Here is a 23,356-nt window from a genome sequence, read left to right as displayed (position 1 = left end):
ATGCAACACTAACGCGGGGTGGCTTGCGTTTCATCCCGAAAAAAAATTCGTCCGGGAGAACACGAGGTGACGGATGCCGCAAATCCGCTATCATCCAGCAAACGACCCGACGGAGAAAACCCGTGCAGCAGCGGCTTGAAAAGGACTGGGAGCTTTCGATCGGCCCTGACACCGTGCGCCTGTTCATCCTCAAGGCCAAGGCGCTCAGCGCCGGCGTCAACGAAGACTATGCCGATGGTGCCGAACACGAGATCGAACTCGATGGCGAGGCGCATGCCAACCATCACCATGACGGCCTTGCCGAGGAAAGTTCGGAAAACCTCACCGAGGAAGAGTTGCGCGAGCTGATCAACGACCTCAATGTCGATGAAGCAGCCGAACTCGTCGCGCTCGCCTGGGTCGGTCGCGGCGACTATGACGCCTCCGAATGGACCGACGCCCTGGCAGCGGCGCGCGAGCGCGCCAACAGGCGCACGGCGAAATACCTGCTTGGCATGCCGCTGCTTGCCGACTGGCTGGAGGAAGGGCTGGAAGCAATCGGCGCGTAACGGCGCGGTTACCGTTCGTGATGGCGTGCAGGCAACCTCCGAGCGTTGGCGCCGTTGACGGCGATGGCGTCGCTTGTCTTTTCCCGAACATGCAGGATTGCACTGGTCATGGCCGTCACGGCTCTGCTGGTTGTGCCGGCCGACGCCAGACATCGTCACAGGCATCACAAGCCGCCGACACCGCGGGTGGAGCAGCCGCTGACACCGCGGGTCGACCAGCCGTTGAACCCGCGGGGCCGGCAGCCGCTGAAACCGCGACGCAACCAGCAGGTCACGCCGAACCGGATACCGCAGAAAACACAGGAACCGGTGGTATCGCCCGCCGCTATTCCCGTGCCCGAACCGCGCCCGGCGGATGCGGCAAAGGCTGATTCATCGACGCAGGATGAGCAAAAGACGGACGTTCCCAAGACCGCCGGCGCGTCCGATCGGTTCAATGAAGAAAAATCCCGTCAGAAAAAGCAGGCGCTTCCCGAACCGACGGCCGATAGCGAAGGTGAGCCAGAGCCGCCAGCCATCGCGCCGACGCCCACGCCGAAGCCGGCCAATGCCGGGCCTGACGTTGGGCCGCCGGCCGTCGCCCCGCAGCCGCAGCAAAAGCCAGCGGATGCGGGCGACAAGAAAATCCTCCCCGACCCGCGCTCGGCCGATCTGCCCGGCGAGAAGATGCCGCAGGAGGAAATCGCCTGCCGGGAGCGGCTGAAGACGCTCGGCGTCGAGTTCGAGGAGCACAAGGCTGAAAGCAACCCCGAAATCGGCTGCTCGATCCCCTATCCCCTGGTGCTGAAGACACTCGGCAGGTCGGTTGCCATCGCGCCTGGCACCGAGCTCAATTGCCCGATGGCCGAGGCGGCGGCACGCTTTGCCGCTGATGTCATCCAGCCGGCGGCGAAGGCCGAATTCGGCGCCGATCTGAAATCGATCGGCCAGGCATCGGCCTTTGTCTGCCGGCCGCGCCATGGCACCGGAAAACTGTCGGAGCACGCCTTTGGCAACGCGCTCGACATCGCCAGCTTCACGCTGTCGGATGGCAAGAACATCGAAGTCGGTCCGGCGCCGCCCGAGAAGGAAGGCAAATTCCTCGACGCCGTGCGCAAGGCCGCCTGCGGTCCCTTCAAGACCGTGCTGGGTCCGGGCGCCGACGCCGATCATTCCCTGCATTTCCATCTCGATCTCGAGCCGCGCCGGCATGGCGGCACGTTCTGCCAATGAGTACGGTCCGCGCAGACGGCTTGCCGCATTTTGGCCGCAGGCATGAACGCTGCCGCTGAGTTTTCCTTTACCCTTGACCGTTAAAATGCCGGACATCTGAACCATGATCCCGAAAAGCGGGAACCGGTTTCGGAAAAGACCATGGTCAGGCAAAAGGCAGAACCTGATCGGGATCAGGTTCGGGGATAGGATTCCGCCAATGACTGGCAAACTTCGCGCCGGGTTTTTCGCCGCCGCGCGCCAATCGAAACCTGCGGCGATGGTGGCGGCCGGCCTTGCCCTCGCGGCGGTTTCGGCCTGCAACACCGGCAGCGTGCTGTCGCTGGAGCCGGCCGTCGATGTCGGCTCCCAGACCGCTGCCGTGCCGCAATACACAGGCATGCAGAAGCTTGTTCCCTCCAATCCCTACATGACGCAGGCCGCCTATCCGCGCATGGATGAGCCGATGTCGCCGGTCGAGCAGATGCCGGCCAGCGAAACCGACTGCCGCCAGCAATTGAAGCGTCTCGACGTCGCCTACACCGACCTCGCGCCGATCCACGAGGGCCAGTGCGGCATCGACTTTCCCGTAAAGGTGTCCGCCATCGGCAGCATCCAGATGAAGCCCGCCGCGACGTTGACCTGCGACATGGCCGCCACCTTCGCCGGTTGGACGAGGAACGAACTCGTTCCCTCCGCCCGCTGGCGCTATTTCTCCGGTGTCAGAACCATCCACCAGGGCTCCAGCTACTCCTGCCGCAACATTGCCGGCGAAGGCGTGCTGTCGGAGCACGGCAAGGGCAATGCGCTCGACGTCATGAGCATCGAACTCAACAATGGCGACGACATCGACGTGCGCAAGCCTGGCCTGTTTGCCTTCCGCACCCGTGGCTTCCTCAACAATGTGCGCGCCGACGGCTGCCAGTATTTCACCACGGTGCTCGGCCCCGGCTACAATTACGACCACCGCAACCATTTCCATTTCGACATCAAGAACCGCAAGAACGGTTATCGCGCCTGCCGCTAGAGCATCGGACAACAGCATGCCGGTGCCCTTTGCCGGAGGGACAGGGCACCGCTTGGAGTGATGCCGGAACATTCGGACGGCAATGATGGGCCAACGAAGCCTTCGGCGACGCGTTGCAATCTGGGTGGCGGCCTTGCTCACCGCCTATCTGGCGCTCGCCTATTTCGCCGCGCCGGAATTCTGGACATTCAGGGATCGCGGCTTTCGCAACCAGCGCTTCGAGATGGTGACGCACACGCCGCAGGGCATCCCGGGTGACCCGATCAATGTCGGCCTTGTCGGCACCCGGAAGGAGGTTGTCCACGCCTTTGCCGTCGCCGGCTGGGACACCGCCGATGCCGTGACCTTGAAGACCGCGATCGATATCGGCGAAAGCGTGCTGTTCTCTCGCCCCTATCCCGACGCGCCGGTCAGCCGGCTGCTGTTCGAGGGCCGCGCCCAGGATCTCGCCTTCGAAAAGCCGGTCGGCGGCAGTGCCGACCGGCGTCATCATGTCCGCTTCTGGCAGACCGGCGCGACCGGCGATGACGGCCGGCCGCTGTGGCTGGGCTCGGCCAGCTTCGATCGAGGCGTCGGGCTGAGCCACGACACCGGCGCCATCACCCATCACATCGGACCCGACATCGATGCCGAACGCGATTTTCTGATGCACGACCTGGATGCCGCCGGCGAATTGGTCTCGACCAGCGCCATGGCGGGCATCGGCGCGACAACCACCGGCCGCAATGGCGGCGGCGATCCCTATTTCACCGACGGCAAGGCCATGGTCGGGGTGTTGCCGCAGCTGCCATAGAGCGATCGGCCAACTCAGGATTTGGCGATGCAGCCTGAATGGCCGTGTCTTGATCTTGAAAAATGCCGGCCGTCTATTTTCGAAAACCGCGCCGCAATGCTATTGAGCCTCATGCTATACGTCGAAATTGCTATCGTGGTCGTCCTCATCTGCGTGAACGGCCTTTTGTCGATGTCCGAACTCGCCATCGTTTCATCGCGCCCGGCCCGCCTCAAGGCGATGATCGACCGCGGCGTCAACGGCGCCGGCCGTGCCCTCGAGCTTGGCTCCAATCCCGGCAAGTTCCTGTCCTCGGTGCAGATCGGCATCACCTTGGTCGGCGTCCTCTCCGGCGCGTTTTCCGGTGCCACGCTGGGTGACAGGCTGGCGCAGTTCCTGGCCTCGACCGGCATACGAGAGACCGTCGCCGATCCGCTCGGCGTCGGCATCGTCGTTGCCATCATCACCTATTTTTCGCTGATCGTCGGCGAACTGGTGCCCAAGCAGATCGCGCTGCGCGATCCCGAGCGCGTTGCCGCGCGCGCTGCCCCGGCGATGACCATCCTTGCCACCGTTTCGGCGCCGCTGGTGTTCCTGCTCGACTTCTCCGGCCGCGCTTTCCTGTGGCTGCTTGGCCAGCGCGGCGAAAGCGAGGAGAAGGTCACCGACGAGGAGATCAAGATGCTGGTCGCCGAGGCGGAACACCACGGCACCATCGAATCCGACGAACGGCGCATGATCGCCGGCGTCATGCGGCTTGGCGACCGCGCCGTGCGCGCGGTGATGACGCCGCGCACCGAGGTCGACTGGATCAATTTGCAATCCGACGAGAGCACCATCCGCAAGCTGCTGATGGAAACCCAGCATTCGCGCCTGCCTGCCGGCGACGGCGGCGTCGATGTCATGGTCGGCGTCATCCAGACGCGCGACGTGCTGGCCGCGCTGCTTGCCGGCCGCGCCCTCGACCCGCGCAAGCATGCGCGCGTGGCCCCCATCGTCTACGACCAGGCCGATGCGCTGGACGTGCTGCAGAAGCTCAAGGAATCCGACGTGCCGATGGCGCTGGTGCATGACGAATACGGCCATTTCGAAGGCATCGTCACCCCGGCCGACATTCTCGAGGCCATCACCGGCGTGTTCCGGGCGGACACCGATGCCGGCGACGAGGAGAATGCCGTCAAGCGCGAGGACGGCTCATGGCTGCTCGCCGGCTACATGCAGGCCGACGAGATGGCCGACGTGCTCGGCATCGACCTGCCGGAAAACCGCGACTACGAGACCGTCGCGGGCTATGTGCTGGCGCACCTGCATCACCTGCCGGCGACCGGCGAATGCGTCGATGCGCAAGGCTGGCGCTTCGAGGTGGTCGACCTCGACGGCCGCCGCATCGACAAGCTGATCGCCACCCGCCTGCCCAGCGCTCATCGCGAGGCGGTGCGGTAGAACACCGCCTCAAGGTCAGGGCATCGGCACGACCTTCCCCGTCGAGCGGCGCTCGTCCAGCAGCGGTGCGCCTCGCTGGCCCGGTCGAGTGGGAAGCGGCCGCCGACCGCGACCTGCGGGCGGCCGCTCGCCGCCGAGGCTGGCGCAGCCAGACGCCATGGCTTCCGTGAATTGAAGAGGGCGGCGCAAGCGCCGCCCCGTATCCTTGGGAGGATAATTCGAACCGGCGGTCAGGCCGCCTTGACTTCCTCGGCGACGGCGTCGGCCTGACGCGCGGCCTTGAGCACCTTGGCCCACCAGGCAACGTCGTTGACCAGCGCCGTGGCCGCCTGGTTCAAGTGCTCGAGATCCTCGAGCTTCTTCTCGCCCTGACGGACGGCGAGGAAATCGCCCCAGGCGATATGGACAGCCGACTTGACCGGAGCCATCTGCAATTCGACCGCATGAAGGCGGAGCTGTTCGACGGCGCGAGCACCGCCGACGCTGCCATAGCCGACGAAGCCGGCCGGCTTCTTGTTCCATTCGTTGGCGGCGTAGTCGATGGCGTTCTTCAGCACAGCCGTCGGGCCGTGATTGTACTCGGCGGCGGTGAAGATGAAGCCGTCGAGTTCGGCGACCTTCTTCTGCCAGCGCTTGGCCACTTCGTTCTGCGACGGCGCCCAGGCGGAGGACGCAACCTCGTCGAAGAACGGCAGCGGGAAGTCACGCAGGTCGACGATTTCGACGTCGATGTCGGCATGCGACTTGGCGATCTTGGCGATCCACTGGGTCGGTACGTCGGCGAAGCGCGCGGCGCGCGTCGAACCGACGATGATGGCGATCTTGGGTTTTGACATGGGGGGCTCTCCTTGCAAGTAAAGCTGGTATCGTTTGGATACCGGCGCTATATGAGATACTGTCAACTCGAGGCGCAAGGAGGCACCTTTTTGTTACTGAGGCACCCGCATAACACCGAGGACTGCCGCGCCGTCTCGGAAATCCTGCAGCGCGTCGGCGACAAATGGACCGTTCTGGTGGTCGGCAAGCTGGGCGACGGGCCGCTGCGCTTCAACGAATTGCGCGCTGCCGTCGGCGGCATCTCGCAGAAGATGCTGACCACCACCTTGCGTGGACTGGAGCGCGACGGCTTCATCACCCGCACCGTGTTCCCGACCATTCCGCCGCGTGTCGATTACGAGCTGACCGAACTCGGCCATGAATTGCTGATCCCGGTCAGCGCGCTTGGCGAATGGGCGCGCAAGAACACCACCCGCGTCAAGGCGGCGCGCGAGAAATTCGACGGCGTGCATGCCTGAAACCCTTGCATGGCAAGGGTTTGCGCGCGCCACGTAGCGCGGAAATATCCTACGGCTGCATCTGCACCACGGCCCACTGACGGCTTTCGATCCGCTTCGATTTCGAGGCCCGATCGACGACCTTGCCGTCGATGGCGCAGGTCGCCCATCCACCGCAATTGCTGACGCTCACCGCGCAGGCGCCGTGCGTCGCGGCAAGGCAGTTTCCGCATCTGGCCGCTTGCTGCCTGAAGGTGTGGTTTGCGGAAGCGCAACGGGCCTCGGCATCGTCTTGTTTGACCTCGGTGTAGGCGGTTGCGGCCAGCAGGCAGAACAAGGCAGCAAGCGCGCCCGCCAATGCGCCGTTCAGCAATCGTTGACGCATTGTCTTCCCTCCAGGTCCGTTCGGACACGGTCACGGAAGTTTGCGAACGCGAATATGAAAAGCACCACACATGCGGGTGAAACAGGTGATGGACTGCTGTTGATCTAGGCCGGCTGCATCTGCATCGAGCCGTTCAGCTTTCCGCCGGAACGGCCTTTGGCTTGCCTTCGCCGTCCAGCGCCACCATGATGAAATCGGCGTGGGTGACCTTCTCCATCAGATCGGAGAGGTAGCGTTGCGCCCAGGCCTCGACCTTGAGCGTCATCGAGGTGCGGCCGACGCGCTCGACATGGGTGTAGATGCAGAGCGTGTCGCCGATCTTCATCGGCTTGGCGAACGACATTTCCTTCACCGCCGCCGTCACCACGCGGCCCTTGGCGCGTTCGGCGGCGCGGATGCCACAGGCAAGGTCCATCTGCGCCATCACCCAGCCACCGAAGATATCGCCCGCCGCATTGGCATCCGAGGGCATGGCCAGTGTCCGCAGCGTCAGATCGCCGATCGGCCGGCCGTCCGCGTAATGCACCATGCGAGACATCCCCTTGAGATCGATTGTCCCGATCCCGTAGCGTCATGGCACCGACGCGTCAACGCGCCAACAGCCAGGTAGTGTCGCAGTCCGGATTTTGACTTCCAGCTGACCGAGTGCAAAATGCCTTGGTCATGAAGCGATTTCTTCTCCTGCTTGTCGGCATCGTCCTTGGATTGATCGTAGTCATCGTCCTTGCTGTCAGGCTCAGCCCCTGGCCGTCCGTGGCCGTCATCTCCTACATGTTTTCGAAAGGGGATCAGTCGTCCGAGACCGCGCTTGAAAAGCACGTACCGCCTGGGATCGTGACGAAGCGCGGCATCCCCTATGGGGAGGGAAAGGACGAGGTCTTCGACATCAACTTCCCTTCGGGCACCGACCGGCCTTTGCCAACCATCGTGTGGATCCATGGCGGCGGATGGATCGGCGGCAGCAAGGAGGGCATCGCCAACTACTTGAAGGTGTTGTCGGGCCATGGCTATTCCACGGTCGGTGTCGAATATTCCACCGGCTTCGGTTCGACCTATCCGAAACCGGTCCAGCAGGTGAACAGGGCGCTCGGCTATCTCCAGCAGCATGCAGTGGAACTGAACGTCGATCCGGATGCGATGGTGCTCGCCGGAGATTCCGCGGGCGCTCAGATTGCGGCCCAGATCGCCATCATCACCACCGATCCGGGCTACGCTGAACGCATCGGCATCAGGCCGGCGCTGCCGCCCGCAAGGCTGCCGGCCGTCCTTCTCCTTTCCGGCGCCTACGACATCACTTCGGTCGACTACAAAGGCGACTATGCCTGGTTCCTGAAAACAGTGCTCTGGGCCTATTCGGGAACGAAGGATTTTCTCGATGACAAGCGCTTCGCTCTGGCATCGGTTACGCGCTATGTCACGGGCACATTTCCTCGCGCCTTCATCTCCAGCGGCAACGGCGATCCGCTCGCGCCGCAGGCTGTCTTGCTTGCACAAAGACTTCAGGGGCTGGGCGTCCAGGTCGACAGCCTGTTCTTTCAGGCCGACTACAGCCCGCCACTCCCGCACGAATACCAGTTCAATTTGGATATCCCCGCCGGGCAGGAGGCCCTGACGCGCATGCTCGCCTTCATCGGATCGGCCACGGCGCGAACCAAGTAAAGCTGGCCAAGGCCGGCGGGCGACCGCTCGCTCATGTGCTCTTGTCCGAGAGAGGATGGCGCCATCGTCCGCTTCGGGCGGCGGAAGCTGACATTCAGATCCAGGTGCCGCCGGTCGCTTTTTTCACAAGCCATGCCGGAAGGCCCGGCGACGTGGCGCGCTCGCGGCGTCTAGGGTACAGCCTGAAATTCCGGAGCCACCCAGACCAATCATGCAGACCTATGATTTCATCATCGTCGGCTCCGGCTCGGCAGGCTCGGTTCTGGCGGAAAAATTGTCGGCCTCGGGCCGCTTATCGGTGCTGGTGCTGGAAGCAGGCGGCACTGACCGCCGCTTCTATGTCCAGATGCCGCTTGGCTACGGCAAGACCTTCTTCGACCCGGCCGTCAACTGGAACTACAAGACCGAGCCGGACCCGGGCCTTGGCGGCAATGTCGATCATTGGCCGCGCGGCAAGCTGCTTGGCGGTTCGAGCTCGATCAATGCCATGGTCTGGATCAGGGGCGCACGCGAGGATTTCGACGACTGGCGGGACGCCGGCAATCCCGGCTGGGGTTTTGACGATCTCCTGCCCGCCTTCAAGGCGCTGGAGGACAACGAGGCCGGCGCCGACAAATGGCGTGGCGTCGGCGGCCCCCTGCACGTCACCGACTGCGCGAACGCCGTCCACCCCTTGACCCGGCGCTATCTCGCCGCCGGCCAGCAGGCAGGCTTGCCGTTGAACTCCGACTTCAACGGCGCTGCCCAGGAAGGCGTCGGCGTCTATCAGATCTCGACCCGCAACGGCCGCCGCATGTCGGCCGCACGCGCCTTCCTGCGTCCGGCCATGAAGCGCGGCAATGTCCGCGTCGAGACCGGGGCGCTGGCGACTCGCATCCTGTTCGACGGCAAGCGCGCCGTCGGCATCGAATATCAGCAGAACGGTGAGACCAAGACGGTGCGTGCCGGCCGCGAGGTCATCCTGTCCGCCGGCTCGATCAATTCGCCACAACTGCTGCAGCTCTCCGGCATCGGTCCCTTGGCGCTGCTCAACAAGCTCGGCATTCCCGTCATCCACGCCAACGAAAATGTCGGCGCGCATCTGCAGGACCATGTCGGCATCAACTACACGTTCAAGGGCCGGCTGCCGACGCTCAACCAGATCCTGCGTCCCTGGTGGGGCAAGCTGCTTGTCGGCATGCGGTACATCCTCACCCGCTCCGGCCCGCTGTCGCTGTCGATGAACCACGGCGGCGGCTTCTTCCGCACCGACCCGGCATTTTCGCGGCCCAACATGCAGCTCTATTTCCAGGCGTTCTCGACCGTCATTCCCAAAAGCGGCGAGCGCCCCATCCTGACCCCCGACCCATGGCCGGGCTTCTCCATCGGCCTGTCCAACTGCCGCCCGTCGAGCCGTGGCGAGATCATGATCCGCTCGGCCAACCCGCTGGATTATCCCAGAATCGTCGCCAATGCCTATTCCACCGAGGCCGATGTCGCCGAGATGCTCGACGCGGTGAAGTTCGTGCGCAAGATCGCCTCGATGCCCGCCATGGCCGAGATCATCGAGGAAGAGGTTCTGCCAGGTCCGTCGATCACGTCCGACGCCGACCTGATTACGGATTTCAGGAAGCGCTCGGGCACCGTCTATCACCCGGTCTCGACCTGCCGCATGGGGCCGGACGCGTCGCGCGCCGTCGTCGACCCACGTCTGAAGGTGCACGGCCTTGAAGGCCTGCGCATCATCGACGCCTCGATCTTTCCCGACAACATCACCGGCAACACCAACGCCGCCTCGGTCATGACCGGTTGGAAGGGCGCCGAACTGGTTCTGGAGGAACAAAAATGAAAATCACCGACGTCAAGACCTGGGTTGTCGGCAACCCGCCGCCCGGCATCGGCGGCAAGTATTTCATTTTCGTCAAGCTCACCACCGACGGCGGCGTCGTCGGCTATGGCGAGGCCTACAACGCCACCTTCTCCGCTCATGTCACCGCGAAGATGGTCGAAGACATGGCCGAGCGCTATCTCGTCGGCCGCGACCCGCACGACATCGAGAATTTCTTCCGCCGCGCCTATTCGTCCGGCTTCACCCAGCGCCCGGATGTTTCCGGCATGGGCTGCTTCTCGGCGCTGGAGATGGCCTGCTGGGACATCATCGGCAAGGAGGCCAACAAGCCGGTCTACAAACTGCTTGGCGGCCAGGTGCACGAGACGTTGCGCTCCTACACCTACCTCTATCCGCACACCGGCAGTGTCCATTCCGAGGATGCGCGCGGCAAGAACGTCTACAACGACCCCGACCTCGCCGCCGCCTGCGCGCTCGAATATGTCGAGCAGGGTTTCAACGCCGTCAAGCTCGACCCGGCCGGCCCCTACACCGCCTTCGACGGCCACCAGCCGCGCCTTGTCGACATCGATCTCTCCACCCGCATGATCAAGGCGATCCGCGAGGCGGTCGGCACCAGGGCCGATATACTGTTCGGCACGCACGGCCAGTTCACCGCGTCGGGCGCGTTGCGCATGGCACGCGCCATCGAACCTTACGACCCGCTGTGGTTCGAGGAGCCGGTGCCGCCTGATATGCCGGAAGTGATGGCGCAGGTCGCCCGCGGCACGTCGATCCCGATCGCCACCGGCGAGCGGCTGACGACCAAGTTCGAATTCGCCCGTGTCATCGAGAACCGTGCCGCGACCATCCTGCAACCCGACCTCGGCCGCTCCGGCGGCATTCTGGAGACCAAGAAGATCGCCGCCATGGCCGAGGCCTACCACATCCAGGTCGCCCCGCACTGCTATTGCGGGCCGATCGTCGGCGCCGCCAACATCCAGCTTGCGGTGACGCTGCCCAACTTCCTCATCCTGGAATCGCTGAAGCAATGGGACGGCTTCCACGCCACGCTGCTCACGAAGAAGATCGAGTGGCAGGACGGCAATGTCATCCCGTCGAAGGAGCCCGGCCTTGGCGTCGAGCTTAACGAGGCGGTCTGCGACGCACATCCCTGGACCGGCAAGGACCTGCATCTGCAGATGATGCAGACGCCGTTGATGCCGTGAGCGAGAGCTACGCCTTTATCGGTCTTGGCCATCTCGGCGGCAATCTTGCCGCCAGCCTGATCCGCAACGGTTTTGCCGTCACCGTCTTCGACCGCGATCCTGCAGCCGTCGAGCGCCTGGTGGCGCTCGGCGCCACCGCCGCCACGAGCCCGGCCGAGGCCGCGGCGGTGGCCGGCAATGCCATCACGTGCCTGCCCTCGCCGAAGGTCAGCGAAGCGGTGCTGGCCGGCCCCGGCGGGTTGCTCGAAGGCCTGCCCACAGGTGGCACCTGGATCGAGATGTCGACCAATGGCCGCGACGAGATCGTGCGTCTTGCCGCGCTCGCTTCGGCCAGGGGCATCGAGACCCTGGAATGCCCGGTCACTGGTGGCGTTCATCTGGCAGCGGTGGGAAAGATCACCGCGCTGGTCGGCGGCGATGCTGCGCTCTACGCGCGTCATCGTCCGGCGATCGAGGCGATGTGCGCGAAGTCGTTCCTGATGGGACCGATCGGCTCCGCGGCGGTGATCAAGGTGATCACCAACATGCTGGCCTTCATCCATCTCGTCGCCGCCGGCGAAGCGCTGATGCTGGCCAAGCAGGGCGGGCTCGACCTCGCCCAGTCCTACCACGCCATCGTTGCCTCCTCCGGCAACAGCTTCGTCCACGAGACCGAGAGCCAGCTTGTTCTCAACGGCTCCTACGACATCGGCTTCACCATGGACCTGGCGCTGAAGGACCTCGGCTTCGCGCTCGGCATGGGCAGGGATTTCGGCGTGCCGCTCGACCTGGCCTCGCGCGTCAACGCGATTTTCGAGCAAGGCAAAGAAGCCTATGGCGGCGCCGCCTGGTCGACCCAGATCGTCAAATTGCTCGAGGATGCCGTCGGCACCGACCTGCGCGCGCCCGGTTTTCCGGCCAGGCTTGAAATTTGAAGCCTGAAAAATCTCAAGCATTTCAGGGCATTGAATGATTGGCCGGAATCAAGGCCGGAGCGACCTGATTCAACGCCTCAACCACTTGATTCAATATCTGAGCGTCAGCGCGCCGGGCAGGATTTCGAAGGTCGCCGGTATGCGCCCCGGCGACTCACCGTCTATGTCGACCAGCGCGCCGTTCTTTTCCACATCGCCGAGTGGTTCGACAACCACTTTCTTGCCGCGCAGGATGGTGATCGCCGGATGGTTGCGGTGCCGGCCGCCATAGAGCAGGCGGATGTCCCAGATCAGCTTCAGCTTGCCGGCCGCGCGCAGGATGACGATGTCGAACTGCCCGTCGGTGAGTTCAGCGTCCGGCGCGATCATCATGCCGCCGCCGAAGAACTTGCCGTTGGCCACCGCCACGAGCGCCATGCGCGCTTCGACCGGAGCGCCGTCGTCGACGGTGATCCTGACATCCTGGAACCGGTAGCGGATGAACTCGACCACGGTGCGCCAGAGAAACAGCGCCTTGGCCGACATCCTGCCCTTGCGCTTGTCGGCATTGACCGCGCGGTCGGTGGCGCCGGAAAGCCCCAGGCTGGCGATATTGATGAAGTGGCGGCTGGCCAGCGCGCCATGGTCGTCGATGTAGCAGATGCGTCCGGCATCGACCTTGCGCCCCTTCGCCTCGGCGATCCGCTTCAGCGTCGCGTCCACCTCCTTCGGCAGGCCGAGCCCACGCGCGAAATCGATGCCGGTGCCGCAAGGAAGCAGGCCAAGCTCGGTCGTCCTGCCGCTTTCCTGCGATGCCTGCATCAGCCCGTCGGCCACTTCGCTGGCCGTGCCATCGCCGCCGGCCGCGATCACCAGATCGAAGCCGGTTGCCGCGAGATCGATCGCCAGCCTCTCGGCATCGCCCTCGGCTTGCGTTTCACGCAATTCGAAATCGCCGAAATGCTCTTTCAGCGAAGCCGCGACCTCCGGCCAATGTCGTTTCAGCCGGCCGCCACCGGCAATCGGATTGAGAACCACCCCGACTTTCAATACACACCCTCCCCGGCGCCGGGCATGTAACGCCCGATCCTTTGCCGGCATTGAAGCCCGCGCCCGCCAGCGGAGCAAGGGGCGAAACGCGCTGTCCCTGTTTTCGCCGTTGGCCGGCAAATGTCCGCGATGATCCCCGATAATCCCGCTATCCACAGGCCCGCGGCCATTCCCCAGAACCCTTGATCCCCCTACATTGAACCCATCTCAGGCGGCTGCCGATCGCCCAACCGAAAGGCAGAGCGAAAGCGGACTTCCTGAGGCCCGTACGGCCCGAAGCGAGAGCAGGCTTGCCTGTTTCGAGGGACGGAGCCGAGACCTACGGGGCCGCGGAAAGCGTGCCAACGCCGACGGCGGACCGATGCTGCCATGAAGGACGGCAAAAACCTTCGATGGCGCGCAGGGCGAAGCCCGCAAGGGTGGAGACCGGCGTGGTCTGGACGGACGCTGCCCTCGGGTGGCGGCTGGCAGGACCGTCAAAATCAAGGCCGGCAAGGCGCGACGACTTTACGGAAGTTGCTGCCGCGACCGTGTCCTGATCTGACAGGGAGGCGCTGGGAGAAATCCCGGCGCCGACTGTCTTTTGGCTATCCCCCACAATTTTTACGGTGTTTCCGGTTGGGGCTGCAACCGGCGGCAAAATAAGCTAACGTTCATCGTCACTTGAAGGGGGATACTTCATGACGTTGATCCAGAAGCTTGCCGTTGCCTATGCCTTCCTGTTCTTCGGCGTCGTCGCCATCGGCTACATACCGGCGTTCAACGACGCCAACGGCAATCTGTTCGGGCTGTTCTCGCTGCAATGGTATGACGACCTGCTGCATGCCTTCTCCGGCGTCTGGGCGCTGGCCGCCGCCTTCATCTCGCACCGCCAGGCGGTGTTCTATTTCAAGCTGTTCGGCTCGGTCTATCTGTTCGACGGCGTGCTTGGGCTGGTCACCGGTTCCGGCTGCCTCGACGCCGGCATCTTCATCAACGGCTTCCGTTCCCTCAACGATATCGAATTCCCGGCGCGTTTCTTCGCCAACCTGCCGCATATCGTCATCGGCGGCTTCGCCGTCTATGTCGGCTTCTGGCTGTCGAGGCGCATACACGACCACTTCGCCACGGCCTGACCGGCCATGTTCCTGTTCCGCTGGCTGAAGCGCATCATCAAGACGATCCTCTGGCTGATCGTCATCGTCATCCTGATCCCGATCGCCGGGCTGGCCTACGGCTTCCTGACGACGCCGTCGCTGGATACCACGCCCTTGCCCGGTATCGCCGATGGCGCGCCGCCCAAGGCGCTGGCCGACAAGGTCCGCGCCGAGATCCCCGGCTACCAGCGGCCGGAGGAATCGACCTTCCTCACCTATCCCGAATGGGCGATCGTCTATGCCGCGCGCGAATATGCCGGCTTCGTCGACAAGAACCAGCCGAGCGGCTTTCCCTACTGGTCCTATGTCGGCCGCTTCTGGCAGGACTACGCGACGGTGATCCGCGCCAGCTCTTCCTACAAGTTCAATCTGGCCAACCACCAGATGCTGGTCGTCATCGGCACCAGCCACTCGATCGAGCACATTTTGCAGTGGGCCTATGAGAACACGGTTGGCCGCGTCACCGAGGCGACCGCCAGCAAGCGCACCGCCGCCGACATCTATCAGGCCAAGGTGGCGGCCGACTATGCCGCCTTCCTCGATCAGGTGCCATGGTATCAGTTCCCCTATGCCGAGAAGCGCGCCGGCCTGTTTGCCGTGCAGCCGGCGCCGGGCGACAGCTCCATCCGCACCAGCGAGCGCAAGCTGGCCTTCGGCCTCGCCGACACCATAAAGCAGGGCTATGCCGACCTGATCACCAAGGCGCTTGCCGCCACCTCCGACCCCGCCTTCCTCGACATCCATGTCTGGGCCAAGGGGCCGGTCGGCGAAGCGACGCACAGCGAGCCCGATACCTTGCTCGAACGCGACCTCGGCGCGGACGGCACCATCTTCCTTACCAAGCGCTACCAGGTGTTTACCGAGATGATCCCGCGCCTGATCGACAAGGGCGTGTCCTTCGTCGAGATCGGCGGCAATGACGAAATCATGGTCACCGTGCTCTCCACCGCCTCGATCGCCGTCCCCGAAGGCATGCGCATCCTGTTCAGCTACCCCCTCCCGGCCGACCCGTCGACGCGTCGCACCGGCATGACCGTCGCCGTGCGCAAGCTGCATCTGGTGCTGCCGGCGCTGATCAAGTCGGGCGCCAGGCTCGAACATGTCTATGACTATTGAGGCGATAGCCCGGCCATGCGTCGACTGATCCGGATCGCCGGCTGGCTCGCGCTCACGCTGGTCGTGCTCATTGCGGTCACGCTGGTCGGCTTTCGCTGTGCGGCAGCCCTTCGAGAGAACCTGTCCCCCGAGGAGGCAGCCCCGGCGGGAGCGCTGTTTGCCAAGGTCGACGGGCTGAAGATGCACTATCAGGTCTGGGGCCCGCAGGACGGGCCGCCGCTGCTTCTGTTCCACGGCACGGCCTCCTGGGCCGAGACCTATCGTGACGTCGCCGCGCCATTGGGAGAACAGGGCTTTCGCGTGATCGCCGTTGACATGCCGCCCTTTGGCTATTCGGAACGACCGGCCGATCAGGATTATTCGCGCGCCGCCCACGCAAGACGCGTCCTCGGTTTTGCCGACGCGCTCGGCCTTCGCCATTTCAGCGTCGGTGTCCACTCCTATGGCGGCGGTGGGGTGATCGAAGCCGCCTTCTTGGCTCCCGCCCGGATCGACTCGCTGATCCTGCTCGACGTGGCGCTTGGCCTCGGCCAGACCGAGGCGCCGGCCTTTCCATTCGCATCTTTCCTCAGCAGGGACTGGCCACGCCAGTTGCTGACCGCCGCGACCTTCACCAACCCGCTGATGACCGGCGCCGGTCTGCGCCGGTTCATTGAAAACGACGATCTGGCCACTGCGGAGCGCATAGCGATCTACGCGCGCCCGCTGAACGTCAAAGGCACCACCGATGCCGTTGGCCATTGGCTGTTCAGCGGCCTCTTCAACGACGAGCGGAAATCGCTGGCCGCCGACCCGGCGAACTATCGCACCTTCGCGCCGCCTGTCCTCGTCATCTGGGGACGAGAGGATTCGACCACGCCTCTCAAACAGGGTGAAGAAATCGCCTCGCTGTTTCCGCACGCCGAATTGGCCGTTCTCGATGGCGTCAACCACATCCCGCAGATCGAACGCCCGCAAGACGTGGTGCGGCTGATCGCGAATTTCCTCAAACGAACCTCGCCTACCGCTCGATAGGCAGCCCTTCGGCGTGCCGCCACGCTCATTCCACAATCGCGGCCAAATCCCGCCTTGTTCGCGCGCGATGGATGGTTGCATGTCGCCCAAAAGCATGCCCACGGGTTCGACCTTTGGGGTGGAAACCGGTTTTGGGACCTCGACTTGCACGCAAGTGGGCTGCCGGCAGGCATCTCGAAGGGACAAGCCCGTGATCAAGACCGCCCTTGTCGCCATGACCATCGTTGGTTGCGACTGCGACGCCAAGCTTTGCGAATATATCGGCGAGACGCCGGCCAAGTGGTCGACCATCGCCGAGTGCGAAGCCGCGATGAAGAGCCAGATGCTGCACCAGCGCAATTTCAACTATCCGCTCGTTTCCGGCATCTGCCGCGCCAAGGGCTCGTCGTCCTCCTCGCAACTGGCCGCGACCGCGTCGCGCCCGGAACTGAAGCCCGTCAGCAGGGTCGTCAAGGTCGAAAGCCCGCTGCCGCCGGAACTGAGCCACCGGCCGAGCGCCCCCGTCGGCTCGCCGGCGACGGCCATGGACGCGGCCGCCGCCCGGCCCGTCGCCTATGAACAGGTGGTCGATGGCGGAACCGGCGCGCTCTACCGCACGAAGAACGGCTACGCCGTGGTCAAGACCGATCTTGGCCGCGCCGTCTCGGCAACCGCCGATATGGCGAAACGGTCGGCGAACTGGCTGGCTGGCCTGGTGCCGAGCAAGCTCTGAATGCATGTCGCCCGGAAGTGGTCCCGGTTTTAGGGAACGGCATGCATGAAACAAAGACCTGAAGCGCGTGCGCGACGCGCTTTCAACGCCGGCGTCTAAGGCTTCAGCTTGAGGCTCTGCCAGAACTTGTCGATCAGCGGCTTTTCGGTGGCCGCGTCCTCAGCGGCGACGCGCGTGATGAACAGAAGGCCCTGATCGGCGCGGCCGAAGCCGACGATCTCGAAGTCGGCGGTGTCGGTGCGCGTCTTCACCTGGGCGCGGATGCCGGTCAATTCCCTGCCATCGGCGAGCTTGCGCGTCGTCGGCTCCTGCGTCAGCGCAGCACCGGCCTGCACCGATTCCTTGGTCATCTCCTGCAGCATCAGCTGGTTGAGCGAGACCGGGTTCATCTTGCCGTATTCCTGCACGACGACGATCGTGCCCAGCGCCGAGGCCATCAGATACTGCGTGATATCTTCGCCGAGATCGGTCTTGGTCACCGAAATGTTGCTCGGATGGACGAAGGAGAAACTGCCGCCGGAAAAAGTGGCGAAGTCATTGCGTTCGAGCGTCACCTTGCTCTTTTTGCCGCCGGGCAGCGTCACATCGGCGCTCTCGCCGGGATCGATGTCGACCGTCACCCCGTCGATGGTCAGCCTGAAGGCCTTGAGATCCTCGGCCCCGGCTGGCCCGGCGCACAGCGCGATGAGGGTGAGTGCCGCCGCTGATACCGTCCGCATTGGTTGTTCTCCTGCCTGCTACGCCACCCCGCTCAGCGCCTTGATGGCACGGTAGAAGGTCGAGGAAAACAGTTCCGTCGGGTCATATTGCCGTTTTGCCGCCAGGAAGGCCGGCAGCTCGGGATAGGACGCCAGCAATTCCCTCGCCGTGTAATGCAGCTGATACGGCAGGAAGAAGCGCCCGCCATGCTTGATCGTCACGTCGATCAGCGCCCGGGTCAGCGCCCGCATCCTGGCATTGCCGTCGGCATCGGTCGGCTGGTTGATGTAGAGCACCAGCGAATAGGCCGGCTCCGGCGCGTAGGTCAGCGCCACATCCTCCTTGTGGACGATGCGCACGGAGGCATTGAGCACCGGCAGGTCCTGGTTGCGCAGGATCTCGCGGGCTTCCGCGATGAACTCGACGTAGGCGGCGCGCGGAATGAAATACTCGTGCAGGATGTCGGTCTCATCAGGCAGATCGTTGAACAGATACGGCACCGAATCGTGCATCGGGTTGTTGCGTGTGACGAGGCAGGCCTCGCCCTCGGCCATCGCTGCCGTGCGCGCCACCGTGCAGCTCTCGAATTTCGGCTCCAGCGTCTTTTCCGTGAACCATTTCAGTTCCTGGAACAGGCTGCCTTTCTTGGCGAGGTTCATGATCACCCGCTTCAGGCCGACGCCCTCCGGTTCGCCGATTTCAGGCTGATCGGCCGGCGGCTGCTCGGCCACCTTGTCGTAGCGGTAGACGATCATGTCCTCGAGGAAATTGCCCGGCGCCGTCGACAGATGGCCATAGAACAGACCGATATCATTGTTCGGCTCCAGCACCTCGGCAAAGAATTTCGGGAAATCGTCCGATTTGATGATCTCGCGCGAGGTCCGGTAGACGGCGTTGTCGACGATATCGAGCGTTGCCTCCACCACCACGCCGAACAGGCCGTAGCCGCCGACGACGTGGCGGAACAGGTCGGTATTTTCGGTCGACGAGCAGGTGGTCACCGAACCGTCGGCCAGCATCACCCGCATCGAGCGGATCGAGCCGGCCACCGAACCGGCCTGATGGTCCATGCCATGCGCGTTGACCGACAGCGAGCCGCCGACCGAGAAGATGTCGGTCGACTGCATCGCCTTCACCGCGAAGCGTGGATGCAAAAGGTTCTGGATATCGTGCCAGCGCGCGCCCGGCTGCAAGGTCATGGTCTTCGCCGCTGCGTCGACAGTGACCTTGCTGAACTTTCTGAGGTCGAGCACCAGCGCATTGTCGTCGAAGGCATGGCCGCCCATCGAATGACGGATGGCGGCCAGCGAGACTTTCAACCCGTTGGCGCGCGCGAAGGCCAGCGCCTTGGCGATGTGGTTCTCCTCGCTGACCTCGACCACGCCATAAACCGGCGTCCTCGACAGGCCGCTGGCATCGTTGATGTCGCCGCCCTTGGCCGACCACGGCAGCGAAGGGTCAAAAGCCGGCGGGCTGGCGATCGGCTTCAGCGGCAGGGCGATGCCGTCGATATCGGCGATGCGTCCGGCATTCTTGGGTCCGGAAGGCCCGCGCGCCAGCCGCGCCATGGTGGTGCCTCCCCACAGCACCGCGCCGCCGACAAGAGCCGCGCCGAGCAGCAGCCGTCGCGACAGGCGAAAACCTTTTTGTTCCTCGACCATGGATATCCCCCGTTGGCCAAGGGATAGCGCGGCTCTTTGGCAAAAACCATAGCGGTGCATGGCCGAGCCGAGGCGCGACTATGTCGTCACGGCGGCTGATGACGACGTCACAGGGGTAATCTCGAAAAATTGCGCTGCCCCTCACCCTTACCCTCTCCCCGTGAAGAACGGGGAGAGGGGGTCGCCGGCATCGCGACTAGCTCCCTTCTCCCCGTCACGATACGGGGAGAAGGTGCCGGCAGGCGGATGAGGGGCGGCGGCGACCTTGACGGTTCCAGCCAACGCCGGAACGCATGCTCGAACCTTACGAAGCCTTCTTGATCGACGTCACCATGCCGGTCTTGTCGTCGACCGTCACCGCCACTTTGGCGCCGACCTTCAGTTTCCCGACCGCCGCGTCCGGCGACAGCTGGTAGATCTTGCCGTCGTCGAGCGTGATCGATTTGGTCGTCGGGTCGACGGCCTGGATGGTGCCCTGGACGGTCGCGGCATAGGCCGTGCCGAGAAAGGCGAGCAGAGCGGCGGTGGTTGCGAGGGTCTTCTTCATGGGTAGCACTCCGTGCTGTTTCGATTTTCCGGGCCGCCGCCTTGGGAAACGACAGCACCGAACGAGCCGAGACTGGGCCGGAAGACCTGCTGTCCGCAAATCACGTTGGATGAATTTTCGCAACGGAATCATAGGCTTAATTCCGCCACATTGACTGATGATCCGGCTTTCCCTGCCAATCGGGCAACCGTTTGTGACAGCGCTTTGCCCACGGAAAGGGTGTGTTATCCAGCCGCACGGGCCGGCATGTGACCATCACAAGCCCGCCGCAATCCGCGTTGGCGGCATCACGAAACGGACTTCCGACCGTTCATCGGCACACATTTTGTTTCATGGATCAGCTCAGACCGCCGCTCCAAAGGGGGATGAAACTCGCGCTCCGGTTGCAAACCCGGAAGGGATGCAGGATGGTATCGACCGTTATGAAGGGGGACCACTATCCAATGAAACTTGCAGTCCGGACCATGATATCCCTGATGCTGGCGCTTGCTCCGGGATCGGCCGGCGCACAAGGCGCGGATCCAGGCGACGACAAAACGGTCATCTTTGCCCCGGCGATCCCGAGATGACAGCGGCGACCGCGCAGGCGCTCGCCAGGCTGGACGAATTCCTGGCATTGTCCGAGGCCCCTCCCCCCGGCACCGACAGGTTCAAATTGAAGGTCAAGGTGCGGGACGGGAACGTCACCGAACACTTCTGGGTCATACCGTTTCGTCGCACTGAAACCGGGTTTGTCGGCATATTGGCCAACGAGCCGGAGGAAGTGCACAACGTCGTCCTCGGCCAGAACATCGAATTCACCCGGGACGATGTTTCCGATTGGGGCTACACACGCGATGGGCGTCAGGTCGGCAGCTTCACCGTCTGCGTGATGTTCAAGAGAATCTCGAAGGAAGAAGCGGACACTATGCGCGACAAATACGGCTTCGACTGCTGATCGTGTGCCGGCCGGACTAACCTGCCTCGTCCTTCGCGCCGATCTTGCGCACCAGCGCTGCCGTCGCCAGCATGGCGCCCATGTCCGATATCATCGGCGCGACATGCCTGGTGTAGTCGAGCGGCACCGAGATGTCCGGCAGCTCGAAGAAATTCTTCGTCTGCGGCAAAAGCAGGAAACCGTCGCTGCCGTTGAGCGCGATGCGGGCCGGATCGTCCGGCCAGGTTTCACCCAGCCATTTCAGCGCTTGCGCCAGCCGGCCCGTCACCAGCGGCCGCGCCGCTTCGATGTTGTCGGTGCGGAATTCATAGGCGGCATCGAGTTCGGGAACGCCCGACGACAACGCCTGCATCCTTGCTGTGAACAAGCCTCGGAAGAAGCCCATGACCGCGGTGGCGCGCCGCGCCGCCACCAGTATGCCGGGGAACGGCTCAACCGTCTCGAAGGCGACAATGACGCCCTTGAAGGTTGTCGCCCTGTTCGTGGTTGCCGCCCCATCCCACAGGTCTGCCTCATAAAGCTCGAACGGAAACCCGTCGTAGCGTCCGGATATGATGTCGTCGAAGCGGCTCATGGTGAAGCCGCCGACCGTCTCGCGCGGCAACCGGTCGAAGGAATTCGGCGTCACGTCGTGCTGGTAGCGCATATCCCTTATGAAGCCGAAGACGATCGGCACCAGCGTCTCGCGGAACGATTGCCGCAGCCGCGTCGCCGGCCTGACCGCCCGGAAATAGAGCAGGATTGAAGCCGCGAAGCCGACGAGATAGAGAAACACATGTGGCGTCGAGAACCATTGCTCGTTGGGATCGGCGACCTTGTTGAACAGCCAGGCGACCAGCACGACGGACACAAGCACCAGGCCAACGAACAACGGCACCCGCCAGCGCACTTGCCGGACCGCCGAGGCCCTCGCCGCCTCATAGGTCTCGATGTCTTTCCGGATATTGGCGATGTCAGCTTCGCTTGGCATGAAATCCGCTGTTTCCATCGCCGCCCCCCGCAAGCCTGCCTGTGGCATCGCATGATAGTCGCTTTTGCGGGGGCCACCAGACGGTCAGACAGTGACATCCTCTTCCGTTGCAAGAGAGGGAAAGATCGCCCTCAGACGACCTTCGACCCTGCTGCGCACTCGACCCTCCAGCACCTCGACCGGCACCAGCCGCTCATGATCATCGGCCCGCAGCCGCATGAGCGGATGCAGACGGTAAGATACGATGGCACCGCGCGTGCCGGTATCGGCGCTGACATCGACGACGAGGATGCCACCAATGCGTCCGGGCCATGGCTGGCGGGCAAAGGCGGTGCCGAGGAAATCGCCGAGCCCATAAGCGACGATCGTCCCGTCAATCCGTTCCACCGGCTGCACGACATGGGCATGATGGCCGGCGATCAGCCCGATGCCCTGCCCGGCCAGCCGCCTGGCCAGCGCCCGCGTTTCCGCGCGCGGAAAATGTCGGAACTCCCAGTCCCAATGCGGCACTGCACAGGTGAGATCGAAACCTGCATCGCGCGGCCAGCGCGCCGGATCGCTCTCCATAGACACGCGGCTGGCAAACAGGTCAGCGCCGGCATTGCGCCACAGCGTGAAGGCGGCAAACCCGACATTCAGCGGTCCGACGGTAACGGGCTGCACCGGCCCATTGGCGGCCAGGCCGATGGTTCGGATGCCGAGCCGCTTCAGCGCCGCCACCGTCTCGTCGAAACCGGCGACGCCCTGGTCGAGCACATGATTATTGGCCAGCGAGAGCACCAGCTTGTCACGCGGGATGCCTGCCGCGGCAAGCGCCTCGTCAAGAAAGCGCTCGGTCATGGCATGATGCGTGCCGAGCTTCGTCCCCAGCACGGCACTCGGTCTGTCCACGATCGGGCTTTCGCAATTGCCGATCACCAGGTCGGCTGCGCCGAGCAGTGTCTTGATCGCCGGATCGCAGTCCGGCGCACCGCGATTGGCCACCGACGAGATGTCGCCAACGAAGGCGAGCCGCACCCTTCGCATTGGCGGTGGCGCCATCATCGTTGCGGCTATCGGCGCGAATTCTCCAACGTCACCGCCGAGCGACGGCTTCAGGAAACGCGGCAGCCAGGACAGTTTGTAGGAAAGCGGATAGTTCGACACGCGATGCCCAATCGTTTGCCTTGTGTAGACCGTCCGCCGGGCCGGTTGAAGCGCATCCGGCAACAATCAAGTGGCTTGAGCATGGCGTCGTCGCAACCGTTTTGCCGCCAGACATTCACCGCGCCGCCGCGACTGCGCCA

At 63.9% G+C, this 23,356-nt stretch carries 24 protein-coding genes; 15 read left to right on the top strand and 9 right to left on the bottom strand.

Annotation, left to right across the window (positions count from 1 at the left end):
• Positions 1 to 122 precede the first annotated feature (122 nt).
• The 5 genes from OOJ09_RS11095 to OOJ09_RS11075 all read left to right on the top strand — a co-directional run bounded on the left by OOJ09_RS11095 (position 123) and on the right by OOJ09_RS11075 (position 4,981).
• Positions 123 to 548, top strand: a complete 426-nt coding sequence (locus tag OOJ09_RS11095; RefSeq protein WP_269905250.1) for a DUF3775 domain-containing protein — start codon at positions 123 to 125, stop codon at positions 546 to 548.
• 186 nt (positions 549 to 734) lie between these two features.
• Positions 735 to 1,760: an extensin family protein gene (locus tag OOJ09_RS11090; RefSeq protein ID WP_269905286.1), complete on the top strand. Its 1,026-nt coding sequence runs from the start codon at positions 735 to 737 to the stop codon at positions 1,758 to 1,760.
• A 199-nt stretch (positions 1,761 to 1,959) separates the two neighbouring features.
• Positions 1,960 to 2,766, top strand: a complete 807-nt coding sequence (locus OOJ09_RS11085; protein ID WP_269905249.1) for an extensin family protein — start codon at positions 1,960 to 1,962, stop codon at positions 2,764 to 2,766.
• Between the two features lie 85 nt (positions 2,767 to 2,851).
• Positions 2,852 to 3,559, top strand: a complete 708-nt coding sequence (locus OOJ09_RS11080; RefSeq protein WP_269905248.1) for an LssY C-terminal domain-containing protein — start codon at positions 2,852 to 2,854, stop codon at positions 3,557 to 3,559.
• Between the two features lie 111 nt (positions 3,560 to 3,670).
• Complete coding sequence (locus OOJ09_RS11075; protein WP_269905247.1) at positions 3,671 to 4,981, top strand: hemolysin family protein; 1,311 nt, start codon at positions 3,671 to 3,673, stop codon at positions 4,979 to 4,981.
• Between the two features lie 230 nt (positions 4,982 to 5,211).
• Here OOJ09_RS11075 and OOJ09_RS11070 read toward each other — a convergent pair whose 3' ends face one another.
• The gene (locus tag OOJ09_RS11070) at positions 5,212 to 5,817 is read right to left on the bottom strand and encodes an NADPH-dependent FMN reductase (protein ID WP_269905246.1); all 606 of its coding nucleotides are present in this window, start codon (positions 5,815 to 5,817) and stop codon (positions 5,212 to 5,214) included.
• A 90-nt stretch (positions 5,818 to 5,907) separates the two neighbouring features.
• On the opposite strand from OOJ09_RS11070, the gene OOJ09_RS11065 reads away from it, so the two are divergent.
• Positions 5,908 to 6,276, top strand: a complete 369-nt coding sequence (locus OOJ09_RS11065; RefSeq protein WP_269905245.1) for a winged helix-turn-helix transcriptional regulator — start codon at positions 5,908 to 5,910, stop codon at positions 6,274 to 6,276.
• Positions 6,277 to 6,325: 49 nt separating this feature from the next.
• Here OOJ09_RS11065 and OOJ09_RS11060 read toward each other — a convergent pair whose 3' ends face one another.
• Together OOJ09_RS11060 and OOJ09_RS11055 are read right to left on the bottom strand one after the other, a co-directional pair.
• Positions 6,326 to 6,640 carry a hypothetical protein gene (locus tag OOJ09_RS11060; protein WP_269905244.1) on the bottom strand — a complete coding sequence of 105 codons (315 nt, stop codon included), beginning with the start codon at positions 6,638 to 6,640 and terminating at the stop codon, positions 6,326 to 6,328.
• A gap of 133 nt (positions 6,641 to 6,773) precedes the next feature.
• Positions 6,774 to 7,169: an acyl-CoA thioesterase gene (locus OOJ09_RS11055; RefSeq protein ID WP_192361753.1), complete on the bottom strand. Its 396-nt coding sequence runs from the start codon at positions 7,167 to 7,169 to the stop codon at positions 6,774 to 6,776.
• 134 nt (positions 7,170 to 7,303) lie between these two features.
• On the opposite strand from OOJ09_RS11055, the gene OOJ09_RS11050 reads away from it, so the two are divergent.
• The 4 genes from OOJ09_RS11050 (at position 7,304) to OOJ09_RS11035 (ending at position 12,249) form a co-directional block, all read left to right on the top strand.
• The gene (locus OOJ09_RS11050; RefSeq protein WP_269905243.1) at positions 7,304 to 8,299 is read left to right on the top strand and encodes an alpha/beta hydrolase; all 996 of its coding nucleotides are present in this window, start codon (positions 7,304 to 7,306) and stop codon (positions 8,297 to 8,299) included.
• A gap of 211 nt (positions 8,300 to 8,510) precedes the next feature.
• The gene (locus tag OOJ09_RS11045; RefSeq protein ID WP_269905242.1) at positions 8,511 to 10,127 is read left to right on the top strand and encodes a GMC family oxidoreductase; all 1,617 of its coding nucleotides are present in this window, start codon (positions 8,511 to 8,513) and stop codon (positions 10,125 to 10,127) included.
• Positions 10,124 to 11,335 (top strand): mandelate racemase/muconate lactonizing enzyme family protein, encoded by a 1,212-nt coding sequence (locus tag OOJ09_RS11040; RefSeq protein WP_091579219.1) that lies wholly within the window; start codon positions 10,124 to 10,126, stop codon positions 11,333 to 11,335. The genes OOJ09_RS11045 and OOJ09_RS11040 overlap by 4 nt, the downstream gene beginning before the upstream one ends.
• Positions 11,332 to 12,249, top strand: coding sequence for an NAD(P)-dependent oxidoreductase (locus OOJ09_RS11035; RefSeq protein ID WP_269905241.1), 918 nt, complete (start codon positions 11,332 to 11,334; stop codon positions 12,247 to 12,249). The genes OOJ09_RS11040 and OOJ09_RS11035 overlap by 4 nt, the downstream gene beginning before the upstream one ends.
• A gap of 90 nt (positions 12,250 to 12,339) precedes the next feature.
• Here the strand turns inward: OOJ09_RS11035 and OOJ09_RS11030 are convergent, their stop codons facing one another.
• Positions 12,340 to 13,278, bottom strand: a complete 939-nt coding sequence (locus tag OOJ09_RS11030; RefSeq protein ID WP_269905240.1) for a diacylglycerol/lipid kinase family protein — start codon at positions 13,276 to 13,278, stop codon at positions 12,340 to 12,342.
• A gap of 680 nt (positions 13,279 to 13,958) precedes the next feature.
• Between OOJ09_RS11030 and OOJ09_RS11025 the strand changes: the two genes are divergently transcribed.
• From OOJ09_RS11025 to OOJ09_RS11010, 4 genes are all read left to right on the top strand, one after another.
• Positions 13,959 to 14,393 carry a hypothetical protein gene (locus tag OOJ09_RS11025; RefSeq protein WP_269905239.1) on the top strand — a complete coding sequence of 145 codons (435 nt, stop codon included), beginning with the start codon at positions 13,959 to 13,961 and terminating at the stop codon, positions 14,391 to 14,393.
• A 6-nt stretch (positions 14,394 to 14,399) separates the two neighbouring features.
• Positions 14,400 to 15,530 (top strand): hypothetical protein, encoded by a 1,131-nt coding sequence (locus OOJ09_RS11020; protein WP_269905238.1) that lies wholly within the window; start codon positions 14,400 to 14,402, stop codon positions 15,528 to 15,530.
• Between the two features lie 15 nt (positions 15,531 to 15,545).
• A complete protein-coding gene (locus OOJ09_RS11015) occupies positions 15,546 to 16,544 on the top strand; it encodes an alpha/beta fold hydrolase (RefSeq protein ID WP_269905237.1) in 999 nt (332 codons plus the stop codon).
• 190 nt (positions 16,545 to 16,734) lie between these two features.
• Positions 16,735 to 17,256 carry a hypothetical protein gene (locus OOJ09_RS11010; protein ID WP_269905236.1) on the top strand — a complete coding sequence of 174 codons (522 nt, stop codon included), beginning with the start codon at positions 16,735 to 16,737 and terminating at the stop codon, positions 17,254 to 17,256.
• 95 nt (positions 17,257 to 17,351) lie between these two features.
• On the opposite strand, the gene OOJ09_RS11005 is transcribed toward OOJ09_RS11010, so the two are convergent.
• From OOJ09_RS11005 to OOJ09_RS10995, 3 genes are all read right to left on the bottom strand, one after another.
• Positions 17,352 to 17,975 (bottom strand): hypothetical protein, encoded by a 624-nt coding sequence (locus OOJ09_RS11005; protein WP_269905235.1) that lies wholly within the window; start codon positions 17,973 to 17,975, stop codon positions 17,352 to 17,354.
• A gap of 18 nt (positions 17,976 to 17,993) precedes the next feature.
• On the bottom strand, positions 17,994 to 19,616 hold the full coding sequence (locus OOJ09_RS11000) for an FAD-binding oxidoreductase (protein WP_269905234.1): 1,623 nt from the start codon (positions 19,614 to 19,616) through the stop codon (positions 17,994 to 17,996).
• 304 nt (positions 19,617 to 19,920) lie between these two features.
• A complete protein-coding gene (locus OOJ09_RS10995) occupies positions 19,921 to 20,163 on the bottom strand; it encodes a DUF1344 domain-containing protein (protein ID WP_135898295.1) in 243 nt (80 codons plus the stop codon).
• A gap of 565 nt (positions 20,164 to 20,728) precedes the next feature.
• Here OOJ09_RS10995 and OOJ09_RS10990 point away from each other — a divergent pair.
• Positions 20,729 to 21,100 (top strand): YegJ family protein, encoded by a 372-nt coding sequence (locus OOJ09_RS10990; RefSeq protein WP_269905233.1) that lies wholly within the window; start codon positions 20,729 to 20,731, stop codon positions 21,098 to 21,100.
• Between the two features lie 16 nt (positions 21,101 to 21,116).
• Here OOJ09_RS10990 and OOJ09_RS10985 read toward each other — a convergent pair whose 3' ends face one another.
• The gene (locus OOJ09_RS10985) at positions 21,117 to 22,088 is read right to left on the bottom strand and encodes a hypothetical protein (RefSeq protein WP_269905232.1); all 972 of its coding nucleotides are present in this window, start codon (positions 22,086 to 22,088) and stop codon (positions 21,117 to 21,119) included.
• Positions 22,089 to 22,154: 66 nt separating this feature from the next.
• Complete coding sequence (locus OOJ09_RS10980; protein WP_269905231.1) at positions 22,155 to 23,216, bottom strand: CapA family protein; 1,062 nt, start codon at positions 23,214 to 23,216, stop codon at positions 22,155 to 22,157.
• Between the last annotated feature and the right edge of the window lie 140 nt (positions 23,217 to 23,356).

This window comes from Mesorhizobium qingshengii (assembly GCF_027563465.1).
GTDB lineage: Bacteria > Pseudomonadota > Alphaproteobacteria > Rhizobiales > Rhizobiaceae > Mesorhizobium > Mesorhizobium qingshengii_A.
The sequence above is the reverse complement of the archived record's forward strand: the minus strand, read 5'-3'. Positions and strand labels throughout refer to the sequence as shown.

What these genes read in the sequence shown, in the direction of transcription:
- OOJ09_RS10995 (WP_135898295.1), bottom strand. Translation starts at nt 20,163, where the DNA reads ATGAAGAAGACCCTCGCAACCACCGCCGCTCTGCTCGCCTTTCTCGGC.
- OOJ09_RS11025 (WP_269905239.1), top strand. Translation starts at nt 13,959, where the DNA reads ATGACGTTGATCCAGAAGCTTGCCGTTGCCTATGCCTTCCTGTTCTTC.
- OOJ09_RS11055 (WP_192361753.1), bottom strand. Translation starts at nt 7,169, where the DNA reads ATGGTGCATTACGCGGACGGCCGGCCGATCGGCGATCTGACGCTGCGG.
- OOJ09_RS11045 (WP_269905242.1), top strand. Translation starts at nt 8,511, where the DNA reads ATGCAGACCTATGATTTCATCATCGTCGGCTCCGGCTCGGCAGGCTCG.
- OOJ09_RS11060 (WP_269905244.1), bottom strand. Translation starts at nt 6,640, where the DNA reads ATGCGTCAACGATTGCTGAACGGCGCATTGGCGGGCGCGCTTGCTGCC.
- OOJ09_RS11050 (WP_269905243.1), top strand. Translation starts at nt 7,304, where the DNA reads ATGAAGCGATTTCTTCTCCTGCTTGTCGGCATCGTCCTTGGATTGATC.
- OOJ09_RS11080 (WP_269905248.1), top strand. Translation starts at nt 2,852, where the DNA reads ATGGGCCAACGAAGCCTTCGGCGACGCGTTGCAATCTGGGTGGCGGCC.
- OOJ09_RS11000 (WP_269905234.1), bottom strand. Translation starts at nt 19,616, where the DNA reads ATGGTCGAGGAACAAAAAGGTTTTCGCCTGTCGCGACGGCTGCTGCTC.
- OOJ09_RS11015 (WP_269905237.1), top strand. Translation starts at nt 15,546, where the DNA reads ATGCGTCGACTGATCCGGATCGCCGGCTGGCTCGCGCTCACGCTGGTC.
- OOJ09_RS10990 (WP_269905233.1), top strand. Translation starts at nt 20,729, where the DNA reads ATGACAGCGGCGACCGCGCAGGCGCTCGCCAGGCTGGACGAATTCCTG.
- OOJ09_RS10985 (WP_269905232.1), bottom strand. Translation starts at nt 22,088, where the DNA reads ATGGAAACAGCGGATTTCATGCCAAGCGAAGCTGACATCGCCAATATC.
- OOJ09_RS11040 (WP_091579219.1), top strand. Translation starts at nt 10,124, where the DNA reads ATGAAAATCACCGACGTCAAGACCTGGGTTGTCGGCAACCCGCCGCCC.
- OOJ09_RS11085 (WP_269905249.1), top strand. Translation starts at nt 1,960, where the DNA reads ATGACTGGCAAACTTCGCGCCGGGTTTTTCGCCGCCGCGCGCCAATCG.
- OOJ09_RS11070 (WP_269905246.1), bottom strand. Translation starts at nt 5,817, where the DNA reads ATGTCAAAACCCAAGATCGCCATCATCGTCGGTTCGACGCGCGCCGCG.
- OOJ09_RS11020 (WP_269905238.1), top strand. Translation starts at nt 14,400, where the DNA reads ATGTTCCTGTTCCGCTGGCTGAAGCGCATCATCAAGACGATCCTCTGG.
- OOJ09_RS11075 (WP_269905247.1), top strand. Translation starts at nt 3,671, where the DNA reads ATGCTATACGTCGAAATTGCTATCGTGGTCGTCCTCATCTGCGTGAAC.
- OOJ09_RS11005 (WP_269905235.1), bottom strand. Translation starts at nt 17,975, where the DNA reads ATGCGGACGGTATCAGCGGCGGCACTCACCCTCATCGCGCTGTGCGCC.